This window comes from Kitasatospora sp. NPDC127121 (assembly GCF_042677305.1).
In the GTDB taxonomy this organism is placed as follows: domain Bacteria; phylum Actinomycetota; class Actinomycetes; order Streptomycetales; family Streptomycetaceae; genus Kitasatospora.
In genome coordinates this window covers 117336-137868 of sequence record NZ_JBHXTQ010000006.1, presented here as the reverse complement: position 1 = coordinate 137868, position 20533 = coordinate 117336, and the positions used below count along the sequence as shown (strand labels likewise).

The 20533-nt window shown below is 73.7% G+C and carries 24 protein-coding genes; 7 read left to right on the top strand and 17 right to left on the bottom strand.

Translation table 11 applies throughout. The annotated features are described in order from the left end of the window. The first annotated feature begins 30 nt into the window (after positions 1-30). The 3 genes from ACFVHI_RS06265 (at position 31) to ACFVHI_RS06255 (ending at position 1657) form a co-directional block, all read left to right on the top strand. Entirely contained in the window at positions 31-579 is a 549-nt protein-coding gene (locus ACFVHI_RS06265; RefSeq protein ID WP_063351459.1) for an RNA 2'-phosphotransferase, read from the top strand. A 177-nt stretch (positions 580-756) separates the two neighbouring features. Then, positions 757-1152, top strand: coding sequence for a DUF3099 domain-containing protein (locus tag ACFVHI_RS06260; protein ID WP_063349624.1), 396 nt, complete (start codon positions 757-759; stop codon positions 1150-1152). A 277-nt stretch (positions 1153-1429) separates the two neighbouring features. Further along, entirely contained in the window at positions 1430-1657 is a 228-nt protein-coding gene (locus ACFVHI_RS06255; RefSeq protein WP_380336273.1) for a hypothetical protein, read from the top strand. A 42-nt stretch (positions 1658-1699) separates the two neighbouring features. On the opposite strand, the gene moaA is transcribed toward ACFVHI_RS06255, so the two are convergent. The 4 genes from moaA to ACFVHI_RS06235 form a co-directional block, all read right to left on the bottom strand. After that, entirely contained in the window at positions 1700-2689 is a 990-nt protein-coding gene (gene moaA / locus ACFVHI_RS06250; protein ID WP_063349622.1) for a GTP 3',8-cyclase MoaA, read from the bottom strand. 92 nt (positions 2690-2781) lie between these two features. Next, on the bottom strand, positions 2782-4392 hold the full coding sequence (locus tag ACFVHI_RS06245; protein ID WP_380336270.1) for a cation acetate symporter: 1611 nt from the start codon (positions 4390-4392) through the stop codon (positions 2782-2784). Next, positions 4389-4745, bottom strand: a complete 357-nt coding sequence (locus ACFVHI_RS06240; RefSeq protein ID WP_063349620.1) for a DUF485 domain-containing protein — start codon at positions 4743-4745, stop codon at positions 4389-4391. Before ACFVHI_RS06240 ends, ACFVHI_RS06245 begins: the two co-directional genes overlap by 4 nt. 261 nt (positions 4746-5006) lie before the next feature. Continuing rightward, entirely contained in the window at positions 5007-6050 is a 1044-nt protein-coding gene (locus ACFVHI_RS06235) for a zinc-dependent alcohol dehydrogenase family protein (RefSeq protein WP_063349619.1), read from the bottom strand. 158 nt (positions 6051-6208) lie between these two features. On the opposite strand from ACFVHI_RS06235, the gene ACFVHI_RS06230 reads away from it, so the two are divergent. Next, entirely contained in the window at positions 6209-7204 is a 996-nt protein-coding gene (locus ACFVHI_RS06230) for a DEDDh family exonuclease (RefSeq protein WP_380336267.1), read from the top strand. Between the two features lie 31 nt (positions 7205-7235). Further along, positions 7236-8042, top strand: coding sequence for an SURF1 family protein (locus tag ACFVHI_RS06225; protein WP_063349618.1), 807 nt, complete (start codon positions 7236-7238; stop codon positions 8040-8042). Between the two features lie 47 nt (positions 8043-8089). Here ACFVHI_RS06225 and trxA read toward each other — a convergent pair whose 3' ends face one another. Further along, positions 8090-8422: a thioredoxin gene (trxA, locus tag ACFVHI_RS06220; RefSeq protein WP_063349617.1), complete on the bottom strand. Its 333-nt coding sequence runs from the start codon at positions 8420-8422 to the stop codon at positions 8090-8092. 3 nt (positions 8423-8425) lie between these two features. Next, positions 8426-8851 carry a MerR family transcriptional regulator gene (locus ACFVHI_RS06215; protein ID WP_063349616.1) on the bottom strand — a complete coding sequence of 142 codons (426 nt, stop codon included), beginning with the start codon at positions 8849-8851 and terminating at the stop codon, positions 8426-8428. Positions 8852-8997: 146 nt separating this feature from the next. Here ACFVHI_RS06215 and ACFVHI_RS06210 point away from each other — a divergent pair, with 146 nt between their 5' ends. Then, positions 8998-9768, top strand: coding sequence for an SDR family oxidoreductase (locus ACFVHI_RS06210; RefSeq protein ID WP_063349615.1), 771 nt, complete (start codon positions 8998-9000; stop codon positions 9766-9768). Between the two features lie 42 nt (positions 9769-9810). Here the strand turns inward: ACFVHI_RS06210 and ACFVHI_RS06205 are convergent, their stop codons facing one another. The 9 genes from ACFVHI_RS06205 to ACFVHI_RS06165 form a co-directional block, all read right to left on the bottom strand. Beyond that, positions 9811-10452, bottom strand: coding sequence for an alkaline shock response membrane anchor protein AmaP (locus ACFVHI_RS06205; protein ID WP_380336261.1), 642 nt, complete (start codon positions 10450-10452; stop codon positions 9811-9813). After that, positions 10449-11057, bottom strand: coding sequence for a DUF6286 domain-containing protein (locus tag ACFVHI_RS06200; protein WP_380336258.1), 609 nt, complete (start codon positions 11055-11057; stop codon positions 10449-10451). Before ACFVHI_RS06200 ends, ACFVHI_RS06205 begins: the two co-directional genes overlap by 4 nt. Next, complete coding sequence (locus ACFVHI_RS06195) at positions 11054-11401, bottom strand: Asp23/Gls24 family envelope stress response protein (protein WP_363369085.1); 348 nt, start codon at positions 11399-11401, stop codon at positions 11054-11056. Before ACFVHI_RS06195 ends, ACFVHI_RS06200 begins: the two co-directional genes overlap by 4 nt. Next, complete coding sequence (locus ACFVHI_RS06190) at positions 11401-11592, bottom strand: hypothetical protein (protein WP_063349611.1); 192 nt, start codon at positions 11590-11592, stop codon at positions 11401-11403. Before ACFVHI_RS06190 ends, ACFVHI_RS06195 begins: the two co-directional genes overlap by 1 nt. A 52-nt stretch (positions 11593-11644) precedes the next feature. After that, a complete protein-coding gene (locus ACFVHI_RS06185) occupies positions 11645-12187 on the bottom strand; it encodes an Asp23/Gls24 family envelope stress response protein (protein ID WP_244293477.1) in 543 nt (180 codons plus the stop codon). Positions 12188-12376: 189 nt separating this feature from the next. Further along, on the bottom strand, positions 12377-13183 hold the full coding sequence (locus tag ACFVHI_RS06180; RefSeq protein ID WP_063349610.1) for an enoyl-CoA hydratase/isomerase family protein: 807 nt from the start codon (positions 13181-13183) through the stop codon (positions 12377-12379). Positions 13184-13415: 232 nt separating this feature from the next. Then, positions 13416-13649 carry a helix-turn-helix domain-containing protein gene (locus tag ACFVHI_RS06175; RefSeq protein WP_030059940.1) on the bottom strand — a complete coding sequence of 78 codons (234 nt, stop codon included), beginning with the start codon at positions 13647-13649 and terminating at the stop codon, positions 13416-13418. A gap of 327 nt (positions 13650-13976) precedes the next feature. Further along, positions 13977-15575 carry a ribosomal protection-like ABC-F family protein gene (gene abc-f, locus ACFVHI_RS06170; protein WP_063349609.1) on the bottom strand — a complete coding sequence of 533 codons (1599 nt, stop codon included), beginning with the start codon at positions 15573-15575 and terminating at the stop codon, positions 13977-13979. 206 nt (positions 15576-15781) lie between these two features. Then, positions 15782-16807, bottom strand: a complete 1026-nt coding sequence (locus ACFVHI_RS06165; RefSeq protein WP_380336252.1) for a hypothetical protein — start codon at positions 16805-16807, stop codon at positions 15782-15784. A gap of 360 nt (positions 16808-17167) precedes the next feature. On the opposite strand from ACFVHI_RS06165, the gene ACFVHI_RS06160 reads away from it, so the two are divergent. Then, positions 17168-18448: a glycoside hydrolase family 26 protein gene (locus ACFVHI_RS06160; RefSeq protein WP_380336249.1), complete on the top strand. Its 1281-nt coding sequence runs from the start codon at positions 17168-17170 to the stop codon at positions 18446-18448. Positions 18449-18476: 28 nt separating this feature from the next. Here ACFVHI_RS06160 and ACFVHI_RS06155 read toward each other — a convergent pair whose 3' ends face one another. Together ACFVHI_RS06155 and ACFVHI_RS06150 are read right to left on the bottom strand one after the other, a co-directional pair. Further along, entirely contained in the window at positions 18477-19637 is a 1161-nt protein-coding gene (locus tag ACFVHI_RS06155; RefSeq protein ID WP_063349607.1) for a GNAT family N-acetyltransferase, read from the bottom strand. After that, positions 19634-20503 (bottom strand): Wzz/FepE/Etk N-terminal domain-containing protein, encoded by an 870-nt coding sequence (locus tag ACFVHI_RS06150; RefSeq protein ID WP_380336246.1) that lies wholly within the window; start codon positions 20501-20503, stop codon positions 19634-19636. Before ACFVHI_RS06150 ends, ACFVHI_RS06155 begins: the two co-directional genes overlap by 4 nt. Between the last annotated feature and the right edge of the window lie 30 nt (positions 20504-20533).

Genomic DNA, 20533 nt, shown 5'->3' with positions numbered 1-20533 from the left:
ACTGACCAACGGGGGGATACGAGAGACATGATGGACGAGAAGCGGCTGGTCAAGACGAGCAAGATGCTGTCGCGCATCCTGCGGCACGAACCGGAGCGGGTGGGCGTCACGCTGGACGAGTCCGGCTGGATCCGGATCGACGTGCTCCTCACCGCCCTCGCGGCGAAGGGCAACCGGCTGACCAGGGCCGATCTGGACCACGTGGTGGCGACCAACAACAAGCGCCGCTTCGGCTACTCCGCGGACGGTCTCTCGATCCGCGCCAACCAGGGCCACACGGTGGCGGTCGACCTCGGCCTGGCCGCCACCGTGCCGCCCCCGGTGCTCTACCACGGCACCGCCGACCGCCACCTGGCGTCGATCTTCCGGGAGGGCCTGCGCCCGATGGCCCGGCAGGACGTCCACCTGTCCGCGGACACCGAGACCGCGGTCCGGGTCGGCGCCCGGCACGGCCGCCCGGTGGTGCTCACCGTGAACGCGGCCGCGATGGCGGCGGCCGGCCACGAGTTCCGGATCAGCGACAACGGCGTCTGGCTCACCGACGCCGTCCCGCCGCAGTTCCTCTCCCGGCGGTCGTGAGGCCCCTCACTATCCCTGTTGCCGTCCCGATCGGCCGTCCCGATCGGCCGGACAGTCCCTTCGCACACCCGACCGGGTGGGTCCGCCCCACCCGGTCTCGTCGTCCCCGCTGCCCAGGCGTACCGTGAGGAGGCCGCGCGGCGAGTCGCGCGGGAGCGTGGACGAGGGCGGTAGGACATGGGCAAGAGCGCCGACGGTGGACAGCAGGTCCACCGGATCACGGGAGCGCGGAGCAGCCTCACCGAGGACGTCCGCGGGCGGCAGCGCCGCTACGTGGTCTCGATGCTGCTCCGGACGGTCTGCGTGCTGCTCGCCGTGGTGCTGTGGGACGTCCAGCGGTGGCTGGCGTTCGCGGCGCTGGCCGGCGCCGTGCTGCTGCCGTACTTCGCCGTCCTGATCGCCAACGCGGGCCGGGAGCGGGCGCCGGGACTGCCGAGCACCTTCGACATCCCGCTGGACACCCCGCTGATGCTCGGCCCCGGTGGGACGGGTGGGAGGGGTGGGGCAGCTGGGGCCCCCGGTACAGATGGGGCAAAGTCCGCTGCCACCGATCCTTCACAGGGCCCGAACTGACCGTCCGTTTCGCGACGTTTCGAGAGAATCAGGCTCGAAGAAAGCTCAGAAGAAGCTCAGATTAATCATGCAAGACCTCCCCATCCGAGGCCCCTGGCGTGACATACTGCGTACGCGCTCCGCATCCCCCGTCGGAGCGACGGACCGACGCCGGGCGGCTCCCCCCGTGGCTGCCCGGCGTCGCCATGCCCGGATCCGGGCGGGCTCCCTCCGGGCCGCGCGGAGCGCGTGAAACACTGGCGGTGCAGACCACCCGCCTAGCGCTGAGGACGACCCGATGGACACCTCGCAGACGCCGATCTGCTCCGCCAAGGGCTGCCGGGCGGACGCCCGTTGGGTGCTGGTGTGGAACAACCCCAAGCTGCACACCCCGGACCGCCGCAAGACCTGGCTCGCCTGCGACGAGCACCGTGAGCACCTGTCCCAGTTCCTCGGCGTGCGCGGCTTCCTCAAGGAGGTCGTCGCCTTCGCCGACTGGACCCCGGACCCGTCCGAAACGCCCTGACCGCCCGGGGCGCTCCTGGCCTCCCACGCCGCCCGAGGCCCGCTAGCCGCCGATCGCCGACATCGGCCGCTCGGGCTGGTGGAACTCCGGGTCGTCGATCCCGGCCCCGGCCTTCTTGCCCCACATCGCCGCCCGCCACAGCGCGCCCAGCTCGGCGTCGTCCGCGCCCGAGCGCAGGGCGGTGCGCAGGTCCGTCTCCCCGGTCGCGAACAGGCAGTTGCGCACCTGCCCGTCGGCGGTCAGCCTGGTCCGGTCGCAGGCCCGGCAGAACGGGCGGGTGACGGAGGCGATCACGCCCACCTGGGCCGGGCCGCCGTCCACCAGCCAGCGTTCGGCGGGCGCAGCGCCCCGGCGGGCGGACGGCTCCGGGGTGAGCGTGAACCGCGCACCGAGCAGGTCGAGGATCTCCTCGGCGGTGACCATCGCGGAGCGGTCCCAGCCGTGCTGGGCGTCCAGCGGCATCTGCTCGATGAAGCGCAGCTCGTAGCCGTGCTCCAGGCACCAGGCCAGCAGGTCGGGCGCCTCGTGGTCGTTGACCCCGCGCATCAGCACCGCGTTCAGCTTGACCGGCGTCAGCCCGGCGGCCTCGGCGGCGGCCAGCCCGGCCAGCACGTCCTGGTGGCGGTGGCGGCGGGTGAGGGTGTGGAACACCTCGGGGTCGAGGGTGTCCAGCGAGACGTTGACCCGGTCGAGCCCGGCCTCGCGCAGCGCCGTCGCGGTACGGGCCAGCCCGATGCCGTTGGTGGTGAGGGACAGCTCGGGGCGCGGCTCCAGCTCCGAGCAGGCGGCGACGATGGCGACCAGGCCGGGGCGCAGCAGCGGCTCGCCGCCGGTGAAGCGGACCTCCCGGACGCCCAGGTCGCGCACCGCGAGGGTGACCAGCCGGACGATCTCCTCGTCGGTCAGCAGCTCGGGCTTGGCCAGCCAGCGCAGGCCCTCTTCCGGCATGCAGTAGGTGCAGCGGAGGTTGCACCGGTCGGTGAGGGATACCCGCAGGTCGACGGCCTGGCGTCCGAAGGTGTCGAGCAGCACGTGCGTCCCTTCCCGAGAATGCGGCCGGCCCGGCCACCGTCACGGCGGGCCGGGCCAGCATAGTCATCGCCGGTCGGTCGGTGGGCGCCCGGTCAGTGGGCGCCCAGCCCGGTCAGCGCCCGAACCTCCAGTTCAGCGTACTTCGCCGGGTCGGGTCGGTCCTTGGACAGCAGGGTGGCGATCCACCCGGCCAGGAAGCCGATCGGGATGGAGACCAGGCCCGGGTTCTCCAGCGGGAACCAGTGGAAGTCGGTGTCCGGGAACAGCGAGGTCTTCGCGCCGGAGACCACCGGGGAGAAGGCCACCAGCACCACCGAGCTGATCAGGCCGGCGTAGACCGAGCTGACCGCGCCGGAGGTGGTGAAGCGCTTCCAGAACAGCGAGTAGAGCAGGGTGGGCAGGTTCGCCGAGGCGGCCACCGCGAAGGCCAGGGCGACCAGGGCGGCGGTGTTGAGCTTGCCCGCGAAGAGGCTGAGCACGATGGCCACCGCGCCGATCGCGACGGCGGCCCACTTCGCCGAGAGCACCTCCTGCTTCTCGGTGGCCTTGCCGCGCCGGATCACGTTGGCGTACAGGTCGTGCGCGAAGGAGGCGGAGGACGCCAGGGTGAGTCCGGCGACCACGGCCAGGATGGTGGCGAAGGCGACGGCGGAGATCACCGCGAGCAGGATCGCGCCGCCGGTGGTGCCGGAGCCTCCGCCGAGCACCTCGGCCAGCTGCGGGGCCGCCGTGTTGCCGGAGGCGTTGGCCGCCTTGATCGCCTTGGGGCCGACCAGCGCCGCCGCGCCGAAGCCGAGCGCCAGGGTCATCAGGTAGAAGACGCCGATGATGCCGATCGCCCAGAGCACCGACTTCCGGGCCGCCTTGGCGGTGGGCACGGTGTAGAAGCGGACCAGGATGTGCGGCAGGCCTGCGGTGCCGAGCACCAGCGCGATCCCGAGGCTGATGAAGTCGAGTTTGCTGGTGTCGCTGGCCCCGTACTTCAGCCCCGGTTCGAGGAAGGCCGCGCCCTTGCCGCTCGCGCTGGCGGCGGCGCCGAGCAGTTCCGAGGGGTTGAAGTGGTACTTGGCGAGCACCAGGACGGTCATCAGCGCGGTGCCGGCGATCAGCAGCACGGCCTTGACGATCTGCACCCAGGTGGTGCCCTTCATGCCCCCTATCACCACGTAGACGACCATCAGCGCGCCGACCGCGACGATGGTCCAGCGCTTGGCGGCGTCCCCGTTGACCCCCAGCAGCAGGGCGACCAGCGTCCCGGCGCCGACCATCTGGGCGAGCAGGTAGAAGATCGACACCACGATGGTGGAGACGCCCGCCGCGGTGCGCACCGGGCGCTGGCGCATCCGGAACGCGAGGACGTCCGCCATGGTGAAGCGGCCGGAGTTGCGCAGCGGTTCGGCGATCAGCAGCAGCGCGACCAGCCAGGCGACCAGGAAGCCGATCGAGTAGAGGAAGCCGTCGTAGCCGGAGAGCGCGATGGCGCCGGCGATGCCGAGGAAGGACGCGGCGGACATGTAGTCGCCGGAGATGGCCAGGCCGTTCTGGAATCCGGTGAAGCCGCGGCCGCCGGCGTAGAAGTCGGCCGCGTCCTTGGTCTGCCGCCCGGCCCAGACGGTGATCGCGAGGGTGGCCAGCACGAACAACCCGAAGAGGGTCATCGTGATGCCGCGGTGCTCCGTGGCGGAGCTGGCGAGCAGGGTCATTCGGCGGACTCCCGGGGAGCGTGGACGACGGCGCCGTGGGCCTCGCGGATCGCGGCGGCGGTCGGGTCGATCCGCCGGTCGGCGTAGCGGGCGTACCAGGCGGCGATGGCGAAGGTGGTGACGAACTGCAGCAGCCCCAGCACCAGGGCCACGTTGATGTGCCCGACGACCTTGGCGCCCATCAGGCCGGGCGCGTAGCAGGAGAGCAGCACGTAGAGCAGGTACCAGAGCACGAAGCCGATGGTGACCGGGAAGGCGAAGCTCCGGAACGAGCGCCTCAGGGTACGGAACTCCTCGCTCTCATCGATGAGTTGGACTTCCGTAGGGGTAGTGGTGATCGGCGGCGAATCCACTCTGTCTCTCCTCACTCCTTCGGCGTAGCGGTCGCACACGGGGAACGATCGGACGTGAGGGGCGTCACAATCCGTGTGCGCGCCGCGCAATGCTAGGAGCGTCGCGCCCGCCCCGAAAGGGGTTGACCGCGATCAGCCAGTCGTTCACCCTCTCGCACTATCCAATTGGCCGAAAACCACCACTCGCGCCACTTCACAACACCGCCGCCACATGCCGAAGGGGCGGCACCGTCCAGCAGTGCCGCCCCTTCTGACGCATCGTCAGAAAGTGATCCGGACCTTCAGCGCCGAGCGGTCGTCCATCGCCCGGTACCCGTCCGGGACACCGTCCAGGCCCACCGTCCGGTCGAACACCAGACCCGGCTCGATGGCCCCGGAGAGGACGTCCGGCAGCAGGTCGGGGATGTAGGCGCGGGCCGGGGCGACGCCGCCGTTGAGCGAAACGTTTCGGCCGAACATCTGACCGATGTCGACGCCCGCACTGCCGCCGTGCGGAACGCCGACGTAGCCCACCGCGCCGCCGTCCCGGGCGATCGAGACGGCCGTACGCATCGACTCCTCGGTCCCGACCGCCTCCAGGACCGCGTGCGCACCCTGGCCGCCGGTCAGCTCCTTCACCGCCTCGATCGCGGCCTCGCCGCGCTCGGCCACCACGTCGGTCGCGCCGAAGCGCCGGGCCAGGTCGGTGCGGGCGGTGTGCCGGCCCAGCGCGATGATGCGGTCCGCGCCCAGCCGGTGCGCCGCCAGCACGCCGCACAGGCCCACCGCGCCGTCGCCGACCACGGCGACCGTCACGCCCGGGCGCACCCGGGCCGACACGGCGGCGTGGTGCCCGGTGGCCATCACGTCGGACAGCGCCAGCAGTCCCGGCAGCAGCTTCTCGTCGCCCGCGGCCTCCTTCGGCAGCTTCACCAGCGTGCCGTCCGCGAACGGCACCCGCACCGCCTCGCCCTGGCCGCCGTCGGAGCCGACCTCGCCCCAGAACCCGCCGTGCGGGCAGGAGGTCTGCAGGCCCTCCCGGCAGAAGTCGCAGCTGCCGTCCGACCAGACGAACGGCGCCACCACCAGGTCGCCCGGCGCGAAGCCGCGCACCTCGGCGCCCGCCTCCTCGACCACGCCCAGGAACTCGTGCCCGATCCGCTGCCCGGCCACCCGCTGGGCCACCCCGCGGTACGCCCACAGGTCGCTGCCGCAGATGCAGGCGTTCACCACCCGCACCACGACGTCCGTCGGGTGCTGGATCACCGGGTCCGGGACCTCTTCGATCCGGATGTCATTGGGGCCATGGATCACGGTGGCGCGCATGGGAGTTCGTCCTTACGGAGTCGGCCGTCGGGGGGTGTCGGCAGCCGGTTGACGGCGTCGACCGGCTAGGCGACGCCTATGCGGAATACTCTATTCCGGTCGCTCGGCCGGAACATTTCGACCGGACGCGGGCCCGACGGCGCTTATCCTGTTGGACCATGCACCCGATCCAGCCCGAGACGTACGGCGCGCCGCGGACCGTCCAGGTCCCCGCCCAGCGCACCGCCGCCCCCGCCGAGGGCTTCGCGGTGGTCGACGTCGAGACCACCGGCCTCGGCCGCTCGGACCGCGTCATCTCGGCGGGCGTCTACCAGCTGGACCCGGACGGCGAGGTCACCGACCACTGGTACACCCTGGTCAACCCCCAGCGGGACCCGGGCCCGGTCTGGATCCACGGCCTCACGTCGGAGCTGCTCTCCGGCGCCCCGACCTTCCCGCAGATCGCCGACGAATTCGCCGACCGGCTGAACGGCCGGGTCCTGGTCGCCCACAACGCGCTCTTCGACTGGAACATGATCTCGCGCGAGTTCGCCCGGGCCGGCCTGCGCGCCCCGGTCGAGCAGCGGATCTGCACCATGGTGCTCTCCCGCGACCTGCGGCTGCCGCTGCCCAACGGTAAGCTGTCCTCGCTCGCCGCCCACTTCGGCGTCCGCCAGCAGCACGCCCACAACGCCCTGGACGACGCCCGGGTGCTCGCCGAGGCATTCCGCCCCAGCCTGCACCTGGCCCGCCAGGGCGGCGTCCCGCTGCCGGTGCAGGCCTGCGTGGCCGTCACCGACCTCGGCGAGGACGAACCCGCCACCCCCGGCCGCGCCTCCTGGACCGGCGCCGCCTACCGCCAGGCCAAGAAGCGCCCGCCCTGCCCGTACCCCAACCCGGGACGCTGGGAGGACGGCAAGCCGCTGGTGCAGGGCATGCGGGTGGCCTTCACCGGCGACACCGCCACCGACCGGGAGCTGCTGGAGGACCGCGCCGCCGAGGCCGGCCTGCACATCGCCACCTCGGTGAGCCGGCTCACCAGCCTGCTGGTCACCAACGAGCCGGGCAGCTGGAGCGGCAAGGCCCGCCGGGCCCGCGAGGTCGGCACGCCGGTGGTCGGCGAGGACGCCTTCCTCCAACTGCTCCGCGAGGTCGCCCCGCACCCCGGTGCGTGAGCCGGATGTGAAGTCGGCGTACCGTGCCCATGTGTACCGTTTTCTGCTGACCCGCCAGTGGCTGATCACCATGCTGATCGCGCTGCTGCTGATCCCCGCGACGATCGAGCTGGGCTTCTGGCAGCTGCACCGCCACGAGTCGCGGGTGGCCCGGAACGACCTGATCGGCAAGGCCCTCACCGTCGCCCCCGTGCCGTTCGACACGGTGTCGTCGGCCCCCGGCTTCGCGGTGCCCAAGGACCTCATCTGGCACCCGGTGACGGCCACCGGGCAGTACGACACGGCGCACGAGTTCGTCGTCCGCAAGCGGACCGACTCCAGCGGGGACACGATCGGCTACTTCGTCATCACCCCGCTCAAGCTCTCCGACGGCAGGGGCAGCATCCTGGTCAACCGCGGCTGGGTGGCCGGCGACGGCGGCGCCACCGCCTACCCCACCGTCCCGGCCGCCCCGACCGGCGAGGTCTCCCTCACCGGTCGGATGCGCGCCGACGAGACCACGGGCAGCAGCGGCATCAAGGACCGCGCCGGCCTGCCCGACCGGCAGTTCAACCTGATCAACACCGAGCAGCAGGCCAAGGAGACCGGCGTCACCACCGTGCTCGGCGGCTACCTGGAGCTCACCGCCACCACCCCGGCCCCCGCCGACCAGCCCGAGCTGATCCCCGAGCCCAACCACTCCGACATCGGCCCGCACATGGCGTACGCGATCCAGTGGTGGCTGTTCACCGCGATGATCCCGGTCGGGGTCGGGGTGCTGGCCCGCCGCGAGGCCAAGGACCGGGCCAAGCAGGCCGCCGAGGCCGAGGTGCCGGTCGAGGCCGTACCGGCGGCCTGAGGCCCCGGCCCGAGGCCCCTACCCGGGGGAACGCCCCGGAGAACCGCCTACAGCACGTCCTCCAGCTCGCGCAGCAGCCGCGCCTTGGCCCGGGCGCCGACCACCGAACGCACCGGCTCGCCGCCGCGGAACACCATCAGCGTCGGCATCGACAGCACCCCGTACGCCGCCTGGGTGCGCGGATTGCGGTCCACGTCCACGCTGACCACCCGCAGCCGGTGCGCCTCCTCACGGGCGACGTCCGCCAGCACCGGCGCCATCATCCGGCACGGCGGGCACCAGTCCGCCGTGAAGTCCACCAGCACCGGCCCTTCGGCCGCCAGCACCTCCGCGGCGAACGTGTCGTCCGTCACCGCGGGCACCCCTGGGATCTGCACCATCGTCTACTCCTTCGCCCATTCGTTCGCCAGTTCACAGCGCGGCGGCTGTCCGGAGGGCTCGGCCGCCAGCCCGTCCCGGGCCCGTACCGCCCGGTCGAACTGCCCGGCCACCTGGGCCCGGACATCCTGCAGCCGGGCGATGCACTCGTCCAGTTCGGCGAGCTTGCGCCGGTACACCTCCAGCGAGGCCGGGCAGGAGTCGCCCTCGGGGTGGCCCGCCTGGAGGCACTCCACGAACGGGCGGGTCTCCTCCAGGCCGAACCCGAAGTCCTGCAGCGTCCGGATCTGCCGCAGCAGCCGCAGGTCCTCCTCGTCGTACGCCCGGTAGCCGTTGCCCGCCCGGCGGGCCGGCAGCAGGCCGAGCTGCTCGTAGTACCGCAGCGCTCGGGTGGTCGTCCCCGCCCGCTCCGCCAGCTCCCCGATCCGCATCCCCGCACCCGCTCTCCCGGCCCGCCTCCGCACGCCGCCGGGACCGACGGTAGACCTTGACCCGGACGTCAACGCCAGCCCGGCTCCGACCGCCCCCCAGCCCCCGGCCCTCCCCCTCGCGCCCGCCACCCGGCAGGATGGGCCCCATGGATCTTGGACTGAAGGACAAGGTGTACGTGGCCACCGGCGCCACCCGGGGCCTCGGCTTCGCCGCCGCCCGGGAGCTGGCCGCCGACGGAGCACGGGTGCTGGTCAGCGGACGCGGCAAGGAGTCCGTGGCCGCCGCCGTCGCCGAGCTGGACGCCATCGGCGGCGCCGGGACGGCTCACGGCCTGGCCGCCGACAACGCCGACCCGGCGACCGCCGAACGGCTGATCGCCGAGGCGACCGGGCACTTCGGCCGGCTCGACGGCGTGCTGATCAGCGTCGGCGGCCCCCAGGCCGGCCCGGTGGCCACCGCCCCCGAGGAGGCCTGGCGCGACGCGTTCGAGTCGGTCTTCCTCGGCGCGCTGCGGCTCGCCCGCGCCGCCGCCGCAGCCCTCGGCGAGGGCGGCGTGATCGGCTTCGTGCTCTCCGGCTCGGTGCGCCAGCCGATCCCCGGCCTGGGCATCTCCAACGGCCTGCGCCCGGGGCTGGCGATGGCCGCCAAGTCCCTCGCCGACGAGCTCGGCCCGCGCGGCATCCGGGTGGTGGGGCTGCTCCCGGCCCGGATCGACACCGACCGGGTGCGCGAGCTGGACTCCCTGGGCGGCGACCCGGACGCCGCCCGCGCCCAGGCCGCCGCGACCATCCCGCTCGGCCGCTACGGCACCCCGGAGGAGTTCGGCAAGGTCGCGGCCTTCCTGCTCTCCCCCGCCGCCTCCTACCTGACCGGTGTGATGATCCCCGTCGACGGCGGCGCCCTGCGCCCTCTCTAGGACGCACACAGGGGCGGGCGCCCGGCTCCGCCCGCCCCTGGTTCACTCCACCCGCGGGGGTCTGCGCCGCCCGCGGCGCCGTCGCGACTCGGGCCGGGCGGCCTGGAGGATCCGGATCCGCAGGTCGGCGGGGAGTTCCGGGAGGCCCAGGCTGGTCCGGGCGTCGGTTCGCGGGCCGGTGTCGAAGTGCTCCACCAGGGCCGCCGGATCGCCGCCGGGGGTGAGCCGGACGACGCCCCGCAGCCGCGGGTGCCCGGGTGCGCGCACCAGGCGTACGCCCGCGCGCTCGACTTCGGGGAGCGTGGCCGTCCCGGTCTCCAGTGCCTCTTCCAGCGCCCGGGTGCGGACCCGCAGCCGGAGTCCGGTGGCGCCGGGCGTCGGCACGACGAGGCCGGCCGGGCCGCTGCGCCGCAGCTGCGCCACCAGCCACCAGGCGGTGCCCGCGACCACCACGGCCAGCCCGCCGATGACGGTGGGCCACCACCAGGCCGAATCCGCCCAGCGGGTGCGCGAGCGGGCACTGAGCACCGGCTGGTCCGGGGAGGTGAGCGGCCACCAGCCCGGCGGGTCGGCGCCGAGCCGCCGGTACAGGTCGAGCCCGCCGGCCAGCACCAGCACGCCGGCGGCCAGCAGCACCGCCCCGACCACCCCCAGCAGCACCCGGTTGACGGCCGTCCGCCTCATCCCGCCGCCCCCACCCCGGGCCCCGCCCCGGGCGCCGCCCGCACGTCCAGGCGCAGCGGCCGGGCCAGCGTCACCCGTGCCAGCTCATCGCGCAGTTGGCGCTGGACCAACACCGGGTCCGCCGCCCCGATGAGGGTGACCCGGACGCGCCGGCGGCTGATCCGGATCCGCAGCTGGTCGATGCCCTGGAGTCCGGCGGCGCGGTCGGCGAGCAGGTGCCCGATGCCGGCCCGGTCGATGACGGCGCCGGTGTCGCCGTGCCGGCGCAGCGGGAGCCAGCGGCCGAGACCGGGGGCGAGGGCCAGCCAGAGCAGCACCCCGCCGAGGAGGACGGCGGCGCCGGCACCCACCAGCGCCCACAGGTAGTCGAGGTGACGGGTGGCCAGTTCGTCGGCGATCCGGGCGCGCCACCGGCGGGTCGGGTACCCGGCGCGGACGGCGATCACGTCGTACAGCAGCGCGCCCGCGAGCACCAGCAGCACGGTGGCGACGAGCGCCGCGACGACGGCTCGCGGCGCCCGCGGCCGCCGTACCTTCTCCGGCGGGGGCCCGTCCCCGGCCGCCGTCGCCTCCTCGCCGGGCACCGGTTCGCCCCCCGCACTCATGACACTCCCCCGGTCACCAGCCGCTCCACGACGACGACCACCTCGGACACCCTGGTCCCGGTGAACCCGGCGACCTGCGCGGCGACGCGTTCGCGGACGGCCCGGGCGAGCGCCGCGAGGTCGGCGGGGAAGGGCAGTGCGACGGCGACCCGGACGGTCACGGTGCTGCCGGGCGTGGCCACCGAGACGGCGGGCGGTGCGCCCTTGGCGGTGCGGCCGGTCCACGCGTCGGCGAGGGCCTCGCGGGCGGCCCGGGCCGCGATGCGGGCGTAGACGCGGTCGGCGATCCGGAGTCGGCCCCGGGCGGCGGGTTCGCGGCGGGCACTGGTGGTGGGAGCCGCCATCAACGGCGCCGGTCGCGGCCGCGGAGCAGGTCGCCGAGGTCGCCCAGCTCGATGTCGCCCTCCAGCAGGCGGCCGGCCACGAAGCCGACCAGCCCGAGCGCGGCGACCAGCAGGAACGCCGCGAAGCCGCCGAAGTACCCGGCGAAGCCGAGGGCCATGCCCACCACCAGGCCGACGATGGCCAGGTTCATCCGCTACTCCTCGTCCTCGCTGCCGCCCGCCGCCGGGCGCTTCGTGGGCTCGCTACTTGAGCTTGGGCCGCTGCCCCGCGACGACCGTCTCCTCTTCCTCCTCCTCGACGTCGGGCTCGTCGGGGAGGTGGACGTCGTTGACCGCGATGTTGACCTCGACGACTTCCAGGCCGGTCATCCGCTCGACCGCGTCGATGATGTTCTCCCGTACCTGCCGGGCGAGTTCGGGGATGACCACGCCGTACTCGACGACCAGGGCGATGTCGATGGCGGTCTGCTTCTCGCCGACCTCGGCCTTGATGCCGCGCCCGACGCCGGACTTGCCGCCCGGCACCCGGTCGCGCATCGCGCCGAAGGTGCGGGCGAGGCCGGAGCCGAGGGCGTGGATGCCGTTGACCTCGCGGGCGGCCATCCCGGCGATCTTCTCGACCACGCCGACGGCCAGCGCCGTGCGGCCGCGCTCGCCGGTCGGCTTGCCGGCGTCGGTCGCGGCGGAGGCGGCGGACGGCGAGGACGGCGCGTGGACGGCGGAGCCGGCGGCCGCGACGTGGCCGGGGTTCTTGTGCATGGTGGCGGGGGTCGGAGTGTCAGGCATGGGGGCGCATCTCCCGTCGTACGGCTCCAGCTATATCGCAAATCCCCATAACTCTGGCATTTCGCCACGTTCCGCGCCCGCCGGGGAGGGCCACCGGGACGCCACGGGACGCTTCCGGGAACGTCGAGGGCCCGGCCCGGGGAGCACACCCCGGGCCGGGCCCGTTCACACGACGCAGCCGGACAGGTCCTAGTCGCCGATCCCGGCGAGGTCCCGCAGGCGGCGGGCCTGCGCCGCCCGTTCGGCCGAGCGCTGCTCGTCGAAGGAGCGGCCGGCGGCGCCCTGGAGCAGGGCCTTGGTCTCGATGACGGCGTTGCGCGGCGCGGCCAGCAGGGCGGCGGCGAGGTCGCGGGCGGCGGCGTCCAGTTCCGCACCGGGGACGGCCAGGTTGGCCAGCCCGATGGCGGCGGCCTCCTCGGCGCCGACCCAGCGGCCGGTGGCGCAGATCTCCAGCGCCCGGGCGTAGCCGACGAGTTCGGTGAGCGGCTTGGTGCCGGCCAGGTCGGGGACGAGGCCGAGCGAGGTCTCCTTCATGGCGAACTGGACGTCGTCGGCGACGACGCGCAGGTCGCAGCCGAGGGCGAGCTGGAAGCCGGCGCCGACGGCATGGCCCTGGACGGCGGCGATGGAGACCAGGTCGGGGCGGCGCCACCAGGTGAAGGCCTGCTGGTAGGAGGCGATGGTGTCGTCGAGCTCCTGGTCGGGGGCGCCGGCGAGCTGGAGGAAGGTGGGCTCGCCGGGGATGCCCTCGGGGGTGAACATGGCCCGGTCCAGGCCCGCCGAGAAGGAGACGCCCTCCGCGCGCAGCAGGACCACCCGGACGCCGCCGGGCAGGTCGCGGCCGGCGGCGGCGAGGGCGCGCCACAGGGCGGGCGACTGGGCGTTGCGCCGCTTGGGCTGACACAGGGTGACGACGGCGAGCTCACCGTCGATCTCCAGGCGGACGCCGTCCTGCTCCCAGCTCGGGGCCTGCGGGTCGGTGGCGGGGGCGGTCATGCGGGGACCTCCGGTGGCGAGGGGCTTGGCTACCGGAGAGTAACAAACCTGGGCGCGCGGCGGCAGGGCGCCGGCCCGGAAAGATCGACGGAAGGGGGGCGCCCGGGGGCGGACGACACCCCGGACATGACGATCGGCGGCCGGTCCACTCGACCCGAGGGCGGACGATCGGTTCTCGTCTCCCCGGTCGGCGCCCTGCCGCCGCGCCATTCAGCCATGAGCTGACGGACCGTCAGGAACCGGCCCCGGCGGTCGCCTTGTTCTTGCCACGCGTGGCACCACCGCGGCCCCGGAGAATGACTCCGGACTCGCTCAGCATCCGGTGCACAAAGCCGTACGAACGACCGGTCTCCTCCGCGAGAGCGCGAATGCTCGCCCCGGAGTCGTACTTCTTCTTGAGATCGGCCGCGAGCTTCTCACGCGCGGCACCGGTTACCCGGCTGCCCTTTTTCAGAGTCTCGGCCACCCGTGCCTCCTCGTAGCGTTGCTCGGTCAGATTCCCATGATCACCCATCCACCGCGTCCTGGCCACCCATTCGGCAAGGTCGATGTCGGGAATGCGTGGTCCTGCGGTGGTGATCCGAGCGCATCAGGGCGCTCACGTAGAGTGCGCGCCCCCAGGCGGATTCCGCCGTCCGCCGAGAAAGGGCTGATCAGCAGTGTCGGCCCGACCACGATCGAGTGGCGGGCCGACAGGAAGTCCTTAAACGGAATCCAGGCTTTCTTCATTCCCGGACACGCCGTAAGTACTAGTTTTTCTGGTCCTAAAAGCGGAGATCGCGTCTACACCCGGTCAGGCCAGCGAGACCAGATCGGCGTACGCCGGGCTCCAGAGGTCCTCGACCCCGTCCGGCAGCAGGATGATCCGCTCCGGCTGGAGCGCCTCGACGGCGCCCTCGTCGTGGGTGACCAGCACGACCGCGCCGCTGAACTCGCGCAGCGCACCGAGGATCTCCTCACGGCTGGCCGGGTCGAGGTTGTTGGTGGGCTCGTCGAGCAGCAGCACGTTGGCGCTGGAGACCACCAGCGAGGCCAGCGCGAGCCGGGTCTTCTCACCGCCGGAGAGCACCCCGGCCGGCTTGTCGACGTCGTCGCCGGAGAACAGGAAGGAACCGAGGATCTTGCGGATCTGCACCAGGTCGGTGTCCGGCGCGGAGGAACGCATGTTCTCCAGCACCGTGCGGTCCGGGTCCAGGGTCTCGTGCTCCTGGGCGTAGTAGCCGATCTTCAGGCCGTGGCCCGGGATCACCTCGCCGGTGTCCGGCTGCTCCACCCCGGCGAGCATCCGCAGCAGGGTGGTCTTGCCCGCGCCGTTGAAGCCGAGGATGACGACCCGCGAACCGCGGTCGATGGCCAGGCCGACGTCGGTGAAGATCTCCAGCGAACCGTAGGACTTGGAGAGGCCGCTGGCCGTCAGCGGGGTCTTGCCGCAGGGCGCCGGGTCCGGGAAGCGCAGCTTGGCGACCTTGTCGTTCTGGCGCACCTGCTCCAGGCCGGAGAGCAGCTTCTCGGCGCGGCGGGCCATGTTCTGCGCGGCGACCGTCTTGGTCGCCTTGGCCCGCATCTTGTCGGCCTGGGAGTTGAGGGTCGCGGCCTTCTTCTCGGCGTTGGCCCGCTCGCGCTTGCGGCGCTTCTCGTCGTCCTCGCGCTGCTGCTGGTACTGCTTCCAGCCCATGTTGTAGACGTCGATGGCGGAGCGGTTGGCGTCCAGGTAGAAGACCTTGTTGACGACCGTCTCGACCAGGTCGACGTCGTGCGAGATGACGATGAAGCCACCCTTGTAGGTCTTCAGGAAGTCCCGCAGCCAGACGATCGAGTCGGCGTCGAGGTGGTTGGTGGGCTCGTCGAGCAGCAGCACGTCGGAGTCCGAGAACAGGATCCGGGCCAGCTCGACGCGGCGGCGCTGACCACCGGAGAGGGTGTGCAGCTCCTGGTTCAGGATGCGGTCCGGCAGGCCCAGGGCGGCCGCGATGGTGGCGGCCTCGGCCTCGGCGGCGTACCCGCCCTTGGTGAGGAACTCGGTCTCCAGGCGCGCGTACTTCTTCATCGCGTTGTCCCGGGTGGCGCCCTGGCCGTTGGCCATCCGGTCCTCGTTCTCGCGCATCTTCCTGAGCACGGTGTCGAGGCCGCGGGCGGAGAGGATGCGGTCCTTGGCGAGGACGTCCAGGTCGCCGGTGCGCGGGTCCTGCGGGAGGTAGCCGACCTCGCCGGAGCGGGTCACCGTGCCCGAGGCCGGCATGCCCTCGCCGGCCAGCACCTTGGTCAGTGTGGTCTTGCCGGCGCCGTTGCGCCCGACCAGGCCGATCCGGTCGCCGGCGGCGACCTTGAAGTTCGCGGACTCGATCAGGATCCGGGCACCGGCGCGCAGCTCAAGGGCGTTGGCGGAAATCATGGCGGAAACTACTCCTGGGACGTGGGCGGGCGGCCGGACGGGGCCCGGGGCCGGGCATCGGGAAGGGGCGTCGTCGGTGGTCGGCACAGCGCACGGGGCGGTGCCGCGCGCCCGCTATTGCCCGGAGAAGTCAGCCATGACGGCAAGTCTACCGGGCCGCGCGAGAACCCCCGGGGCTACCGCCCGGGGGTACCGGCGGTCCGGCGTTACTGCTGGGACTGCTGGGACTGCTGGGACTGCTGCGCCTCGGGCTGCGCGGGCGGCTGGTCGCCCGCCGGGGCGTCCTGACCCACCGGGGCGTCCTGGACCTGACTCGCCGCCGGGTCGGTGCAGCCGCCCTGCGGACGGACCGCCGCGAACGGCGCGGACGGGCTGCCGCAGGCCGCCTCGGGGGCGGCCGCCTTGGTGTCGAACACCCGGGCCGGAACGATCGGGCCGTCGGTGATCAGCACCCGGCTGCCGTCCAGCCCCTTGATCGAGGCGCTCGGGCCGGTGTTCAGCTGCCAGCCGGTGCTGTCCAGCCGGTACCCGTTGATGCCGCCGGAGACGGCCTGCCCGGCACTGTTGGTGCAGCTGCGAGGGACGAGCACGGCGTACTCGGTGCCGACCGTGCGCAGCGGGTCGTAGACGCAGCCGCCGGGCGGCTTGGAGTTGTAGCGCAGGTCGCCGTCGGCGTCGCGCAGGCCCATGGTCAGGTTCGGGGTCACCACGGCCACCCAGGCGGAGGCTCCCTGCGGGACGGTGTGCAGAGCCGCCGCGGCCCGCTCCTGGGCCAGCTCCTTGCGCTGCGCGTCGGTGCGCTTGTCGGCGCCGGGCTCGCCGTCGCCGCGCAGCCAGTCCGCCAGGCCGGGCACCGCCCGGTGCCAGCGCACCTCGTGGTCGCCCGGGCGCACCGAGGTGACCAGGCCGTCGTCCCAGACCACGATGGCGTTGTCCCCCGCCATCGACAGGTACAGCGCGGTGGCGCCCTCGCGGCGGTAGGACCAGGCCTGCTCGCCGCTCTGCCGGTGGAAGGCCTCCAGTCCGGGGCCGACCTTCAGGTCCAGGTCGGCCGTGCTCAGCGACTGTGTGCTGACCGGCGTGGCCTCCGCCTCGCCCGGCCCCGCCACCCGGTCGCCGAACGGCACCGGCTTGTTGGCGTGCGCCGCCGCACCGGCCGCAAGGACCAGCATCACCGCCAGGGCAGGCAGGATCGAGCGGGGGGTCAGTACACGCAGCGGCTTCCAGGACACGGCCGGAGCGTACCTTTCACCGGGCACGCGAGTCAGCCTGGAATTGCCCCCGCCCCACCCCTCGGACCGCGCGTCCGGCCGCGCGCGCCCTCCCCGCGCACCCGCCCGCCCACCTGCACCGTCGGTGCCGAGGCCGGGCCGCCGCCCGCTCCGGGGCCGGGCGCCGGGGCCCGGCCGGACCGTTACAGAGCTGATACACGCGGCGAGACCCGGCCGGGCGTTGCGGCAGACGGCGTTCGAATACCGCCCACTTTAGGGTGACATTCGGCTTTTCCGACGCCCGCCGGGCCTACTGTCGGCGAGCGGAGCGCCACGGTCCGTCCAGCGCGCTCCCGCCCCGCGACGCCCGGAGGAGAGACCATGCGAATCGGCCGCCTGACGCTGGCCGCCGCCGCCCTGCTGCTGATGGCCACGGCCAGTGTCCCGGCCGGGTCGCCGCTCAGCCAGACCGAACGGCACTCCCTCTCCTCGGACGCCTTCGAGCCGCGCGGCGCCGCCCCCCGCCCGCCCGTCCAGCGGCCCAAGCACGAGCCGCCGTTCGGTGCCTTCGTCGGCTCCTGGGACGACTACATCCCGCAGATCGGCCGGTACGCGCGGTGGCTGGGCGACGCAAACCTGCAAGTCGGCCACACCTACCTGGCGGGCAACGGCTGGGCCGACGTCGAGGGCGAGCTGATGGTGCTCGGCATGTGGTCGCAGTGGCGGCTGGCCGACCCGTCCCGGACGCTCGTCCTCGGCGTGCCGATGCTGGTGCCCAACGAGGCGAACGTGCCGGACGGCGAGGTCGCCAAGCTGCTCGCCCAGGGCGCGCGCGGGGACTTCGACCGGCACTTCCTGCGGCTCGCCCACCGGCTGGTCGCCCTCGGCGGCGCGGACACCGTGCTCACCCTCGGCTGGGAGATGAACGGCGTCACCTACACGCACCGCTGCAAGCCCGACCCGTCCTCGTGGAAGGCCTACTGGCGACGGATCGTCGGTGTGATGCGCTCGGTGCCGGGGCAGCGGTTCCGCTTCGACTTCACCCCGAACCGGGGCCTGGACGCCATCCCGTGGACCAAGTGCTACCCCGGCGACGACGTGGTCGACATCATCGGCATGGACAACTACGACCAGCCCGCCGGGGGCACCTTCGACGACTACGTGCGCGAGCCGTACGGGCTGCAGGACCAGGTGGAGTTCGCCGCCAAGCGCGGCAAGCCGGTCTCCTACCCGGAGTGGGGGCTGTTCCGCAACGGCGACAACCCGGAGTTCGTGCAGCGGATGGTCGAGTGGATGCGCACCCACGACACCGCCTACCAGACCGTCACCGACTACTGCCCGCACGGCTTCTTCGAGTGCGACCGCAACCCGCGCTCCGCCGCCCGGTTCAAGCAGCTGATGTCCGGGTCGAAGGGGGCGCCGACGGTGGTGCCGCCGGCGCCCCAGGCCCCCGTCCAGCCGATCGTCCCGCCGGTGGCGCCGCGCCCGCCCGCGCCGCCGACCGGGCCCGGGGCCCCGAACGTAGTGCCCGGCCCGTCCGCGAGCCCGTCGCCGGGCCCCTCGGCCACCGCGTCGGCGAGCCCCTCCCCAAGCCCCTCCCCGAGCCCCTTCGCGAGCCCCTTCGCGAGCCCGTCAGCGGCCCGGACACCCGCCCGGCGCTGAGCCCGGGCGGGGGCGGGGGCGGGCGCGGTCAGCCGCGGCGGCGGGCCAGCAGGGCCTCCTTGAGCCGCGGGAAGCGGGTCCGCAGCACGTGCGCCGCCTGCTGGCGGACGCGCACCGCGCCGGACCGGGCGATGGCCGCCGGCGCCGGACCGGGCGGACCGAACAGCAGGCGCTGGTTGGACAGCTGGTCCGGCCGCCAGCGCTGCTTGTACGGCTCCTGGCCGCGCAGCAGGCCGAGCAGCGGGACGCCCGCGCCGACCGTCTCGTCCAGGGCGGCGCTGAACAGCAGCCCCGCGATGTCCAGCCGCTCGCGCAGCACCGGGTGCGCGCCGTACATGTACAGGCCTCCGAAGGAAGGGCAGAGCAGCAGCAGGTTCACCGCGACCAGTTCGCCGTTCAGCCGGAACTGGTGGACGGTCGCCCTGCCGGTGGCGACCAGGCCGACGGTGGACTCGGTCAGGTGGCGGGCGAAGCGCTCGGTGCGGTGCTCCGGGGTGACGCCGCGCTGCTGCCACTGCAGGAAATGCAGCCGCAGCAGGCCCTCCAGCGCCGCCGGCACCTCGGCCGCCGGCGTCGAGCTGACCTGCACCCCGGCCTCGGCGATCTTGCGCAGCTTCACCCGGCTGCGTTGCGCGGTCTTGCCGGGCACCCGCTTGAGCAGCCGGTCCATCGGGACGGCCGGCAGGTACTGGCAGAGCGAGTCCTGGTAGCGGCGGCGCCGGCCGTGCCAGTGCTCGTACACCCGCTGCACCGCCGCCTCGGGGTGCACCTCGCGCAGCTCCAGGGAGTGCCACGGGCGGGTGAGCGGGAGGGCGGCGGCGAACTCGGCGGCGGCCCGGTCGGCGCAGTCGTCGTCGAGCAGCACGTCCGAGTAGTCGACCAGCCCGGCGCCCAGGGCGGTCAGCCCGCCGAGCGGGCCGCCGCGGCGTCTGAAGGCACCCGCGCCGACCAGCAGGCCGTCCCGGCGGACGAGCACCACCAGCAGGTCGCCCGGACTGCCGTAGTGGCGCCACCAGGAGCGCTGCCAGTCGGCGGCCTGGAAGAAGGTGGCGGTCCGGCAGCGGGCGGCCAGGTCGTCCCACTCCTCGGCGAGGGTGTCCAGGGCGTCGTCCTCGCGGCGCAGCTCGGTGGTCCAGCCCGGCGCCGCCGGCTGGGCCGGGAGGCCGGTGTGCCGGGTCTCAGTGCTCATCGCCCGCTCCCGGCCGCGGCCTTCTCCTTGGCCGGGGGCTCCTCGGCGCTCTTCTTCGCGGCGGCGGCCTTCCCGGGCTGCCCTTCCGCCTCCTCGACCTTCTCCGCCTCCTCGGCCTTCTCCATCTTCTCCGTCTCCTCCGCCTGGCCGGTCCTGCCGGCCTCGTCGGCCTGCCCGGCCCGGTCGGCGGCGGGCGGCTCCTCGCCGCGCGGGCGGGGGGTGGCCGGCACCGTCGGCTCCACCGGGGCCTCGGCGGCCTCGACGGGTTCGGCGGGCTCGGCGGGCTCTGCGGCCTCCGGCGGGGCGGCCTCGCCCCGGCGGCGGGTCATCATCACCAGGGCCCCCACCAGCAGCCCGGCCGCGCCGCCGACCGCGACGTCCAGCGCGGCGGACGGGGTGGTCGGCTTGTCCGGCTCGGCGGCCGGCGCCAGCGTCACCAGCCGGACGCTGGTGTCCTTGCTGCTCGTGTTGGCGAAGGAGACCAGCGAGCGGGCCACCGCGTCGGCGGTCTGGGCCGCCTCCTGGGGGCGCGTCCCGGTGCCGGTGATCTCGATCATCGGGGCGTCCGGGGAGGTGGTCCCGTGCACCAGGGACTCCAGCTGGGCACGGGTGTGGCCGGTCTCGACGGCCGCCACCGCGAGCACCTGCGGCTGGCCCGCCAACCGCCCGTACGCCTGCGCGAAGTTGGTCGCGGTGGCGGCCTCCCCCGGATTCTGCGGCACCACGAGGACGTAGGCGCTGGCGGCGTACGAGGGGTGCGAGACGACGGCGTACCCGGCGCCGGCCGCGGCGCCCAGCGGCACCGCGAGCGCCACCGGCCACCAGCGGCGGACCAGGTGGCGGGCCCTTCGGCGCGGTGTGGTCATGGGTGTGACTCCTTGGGTATGTGACGGCGG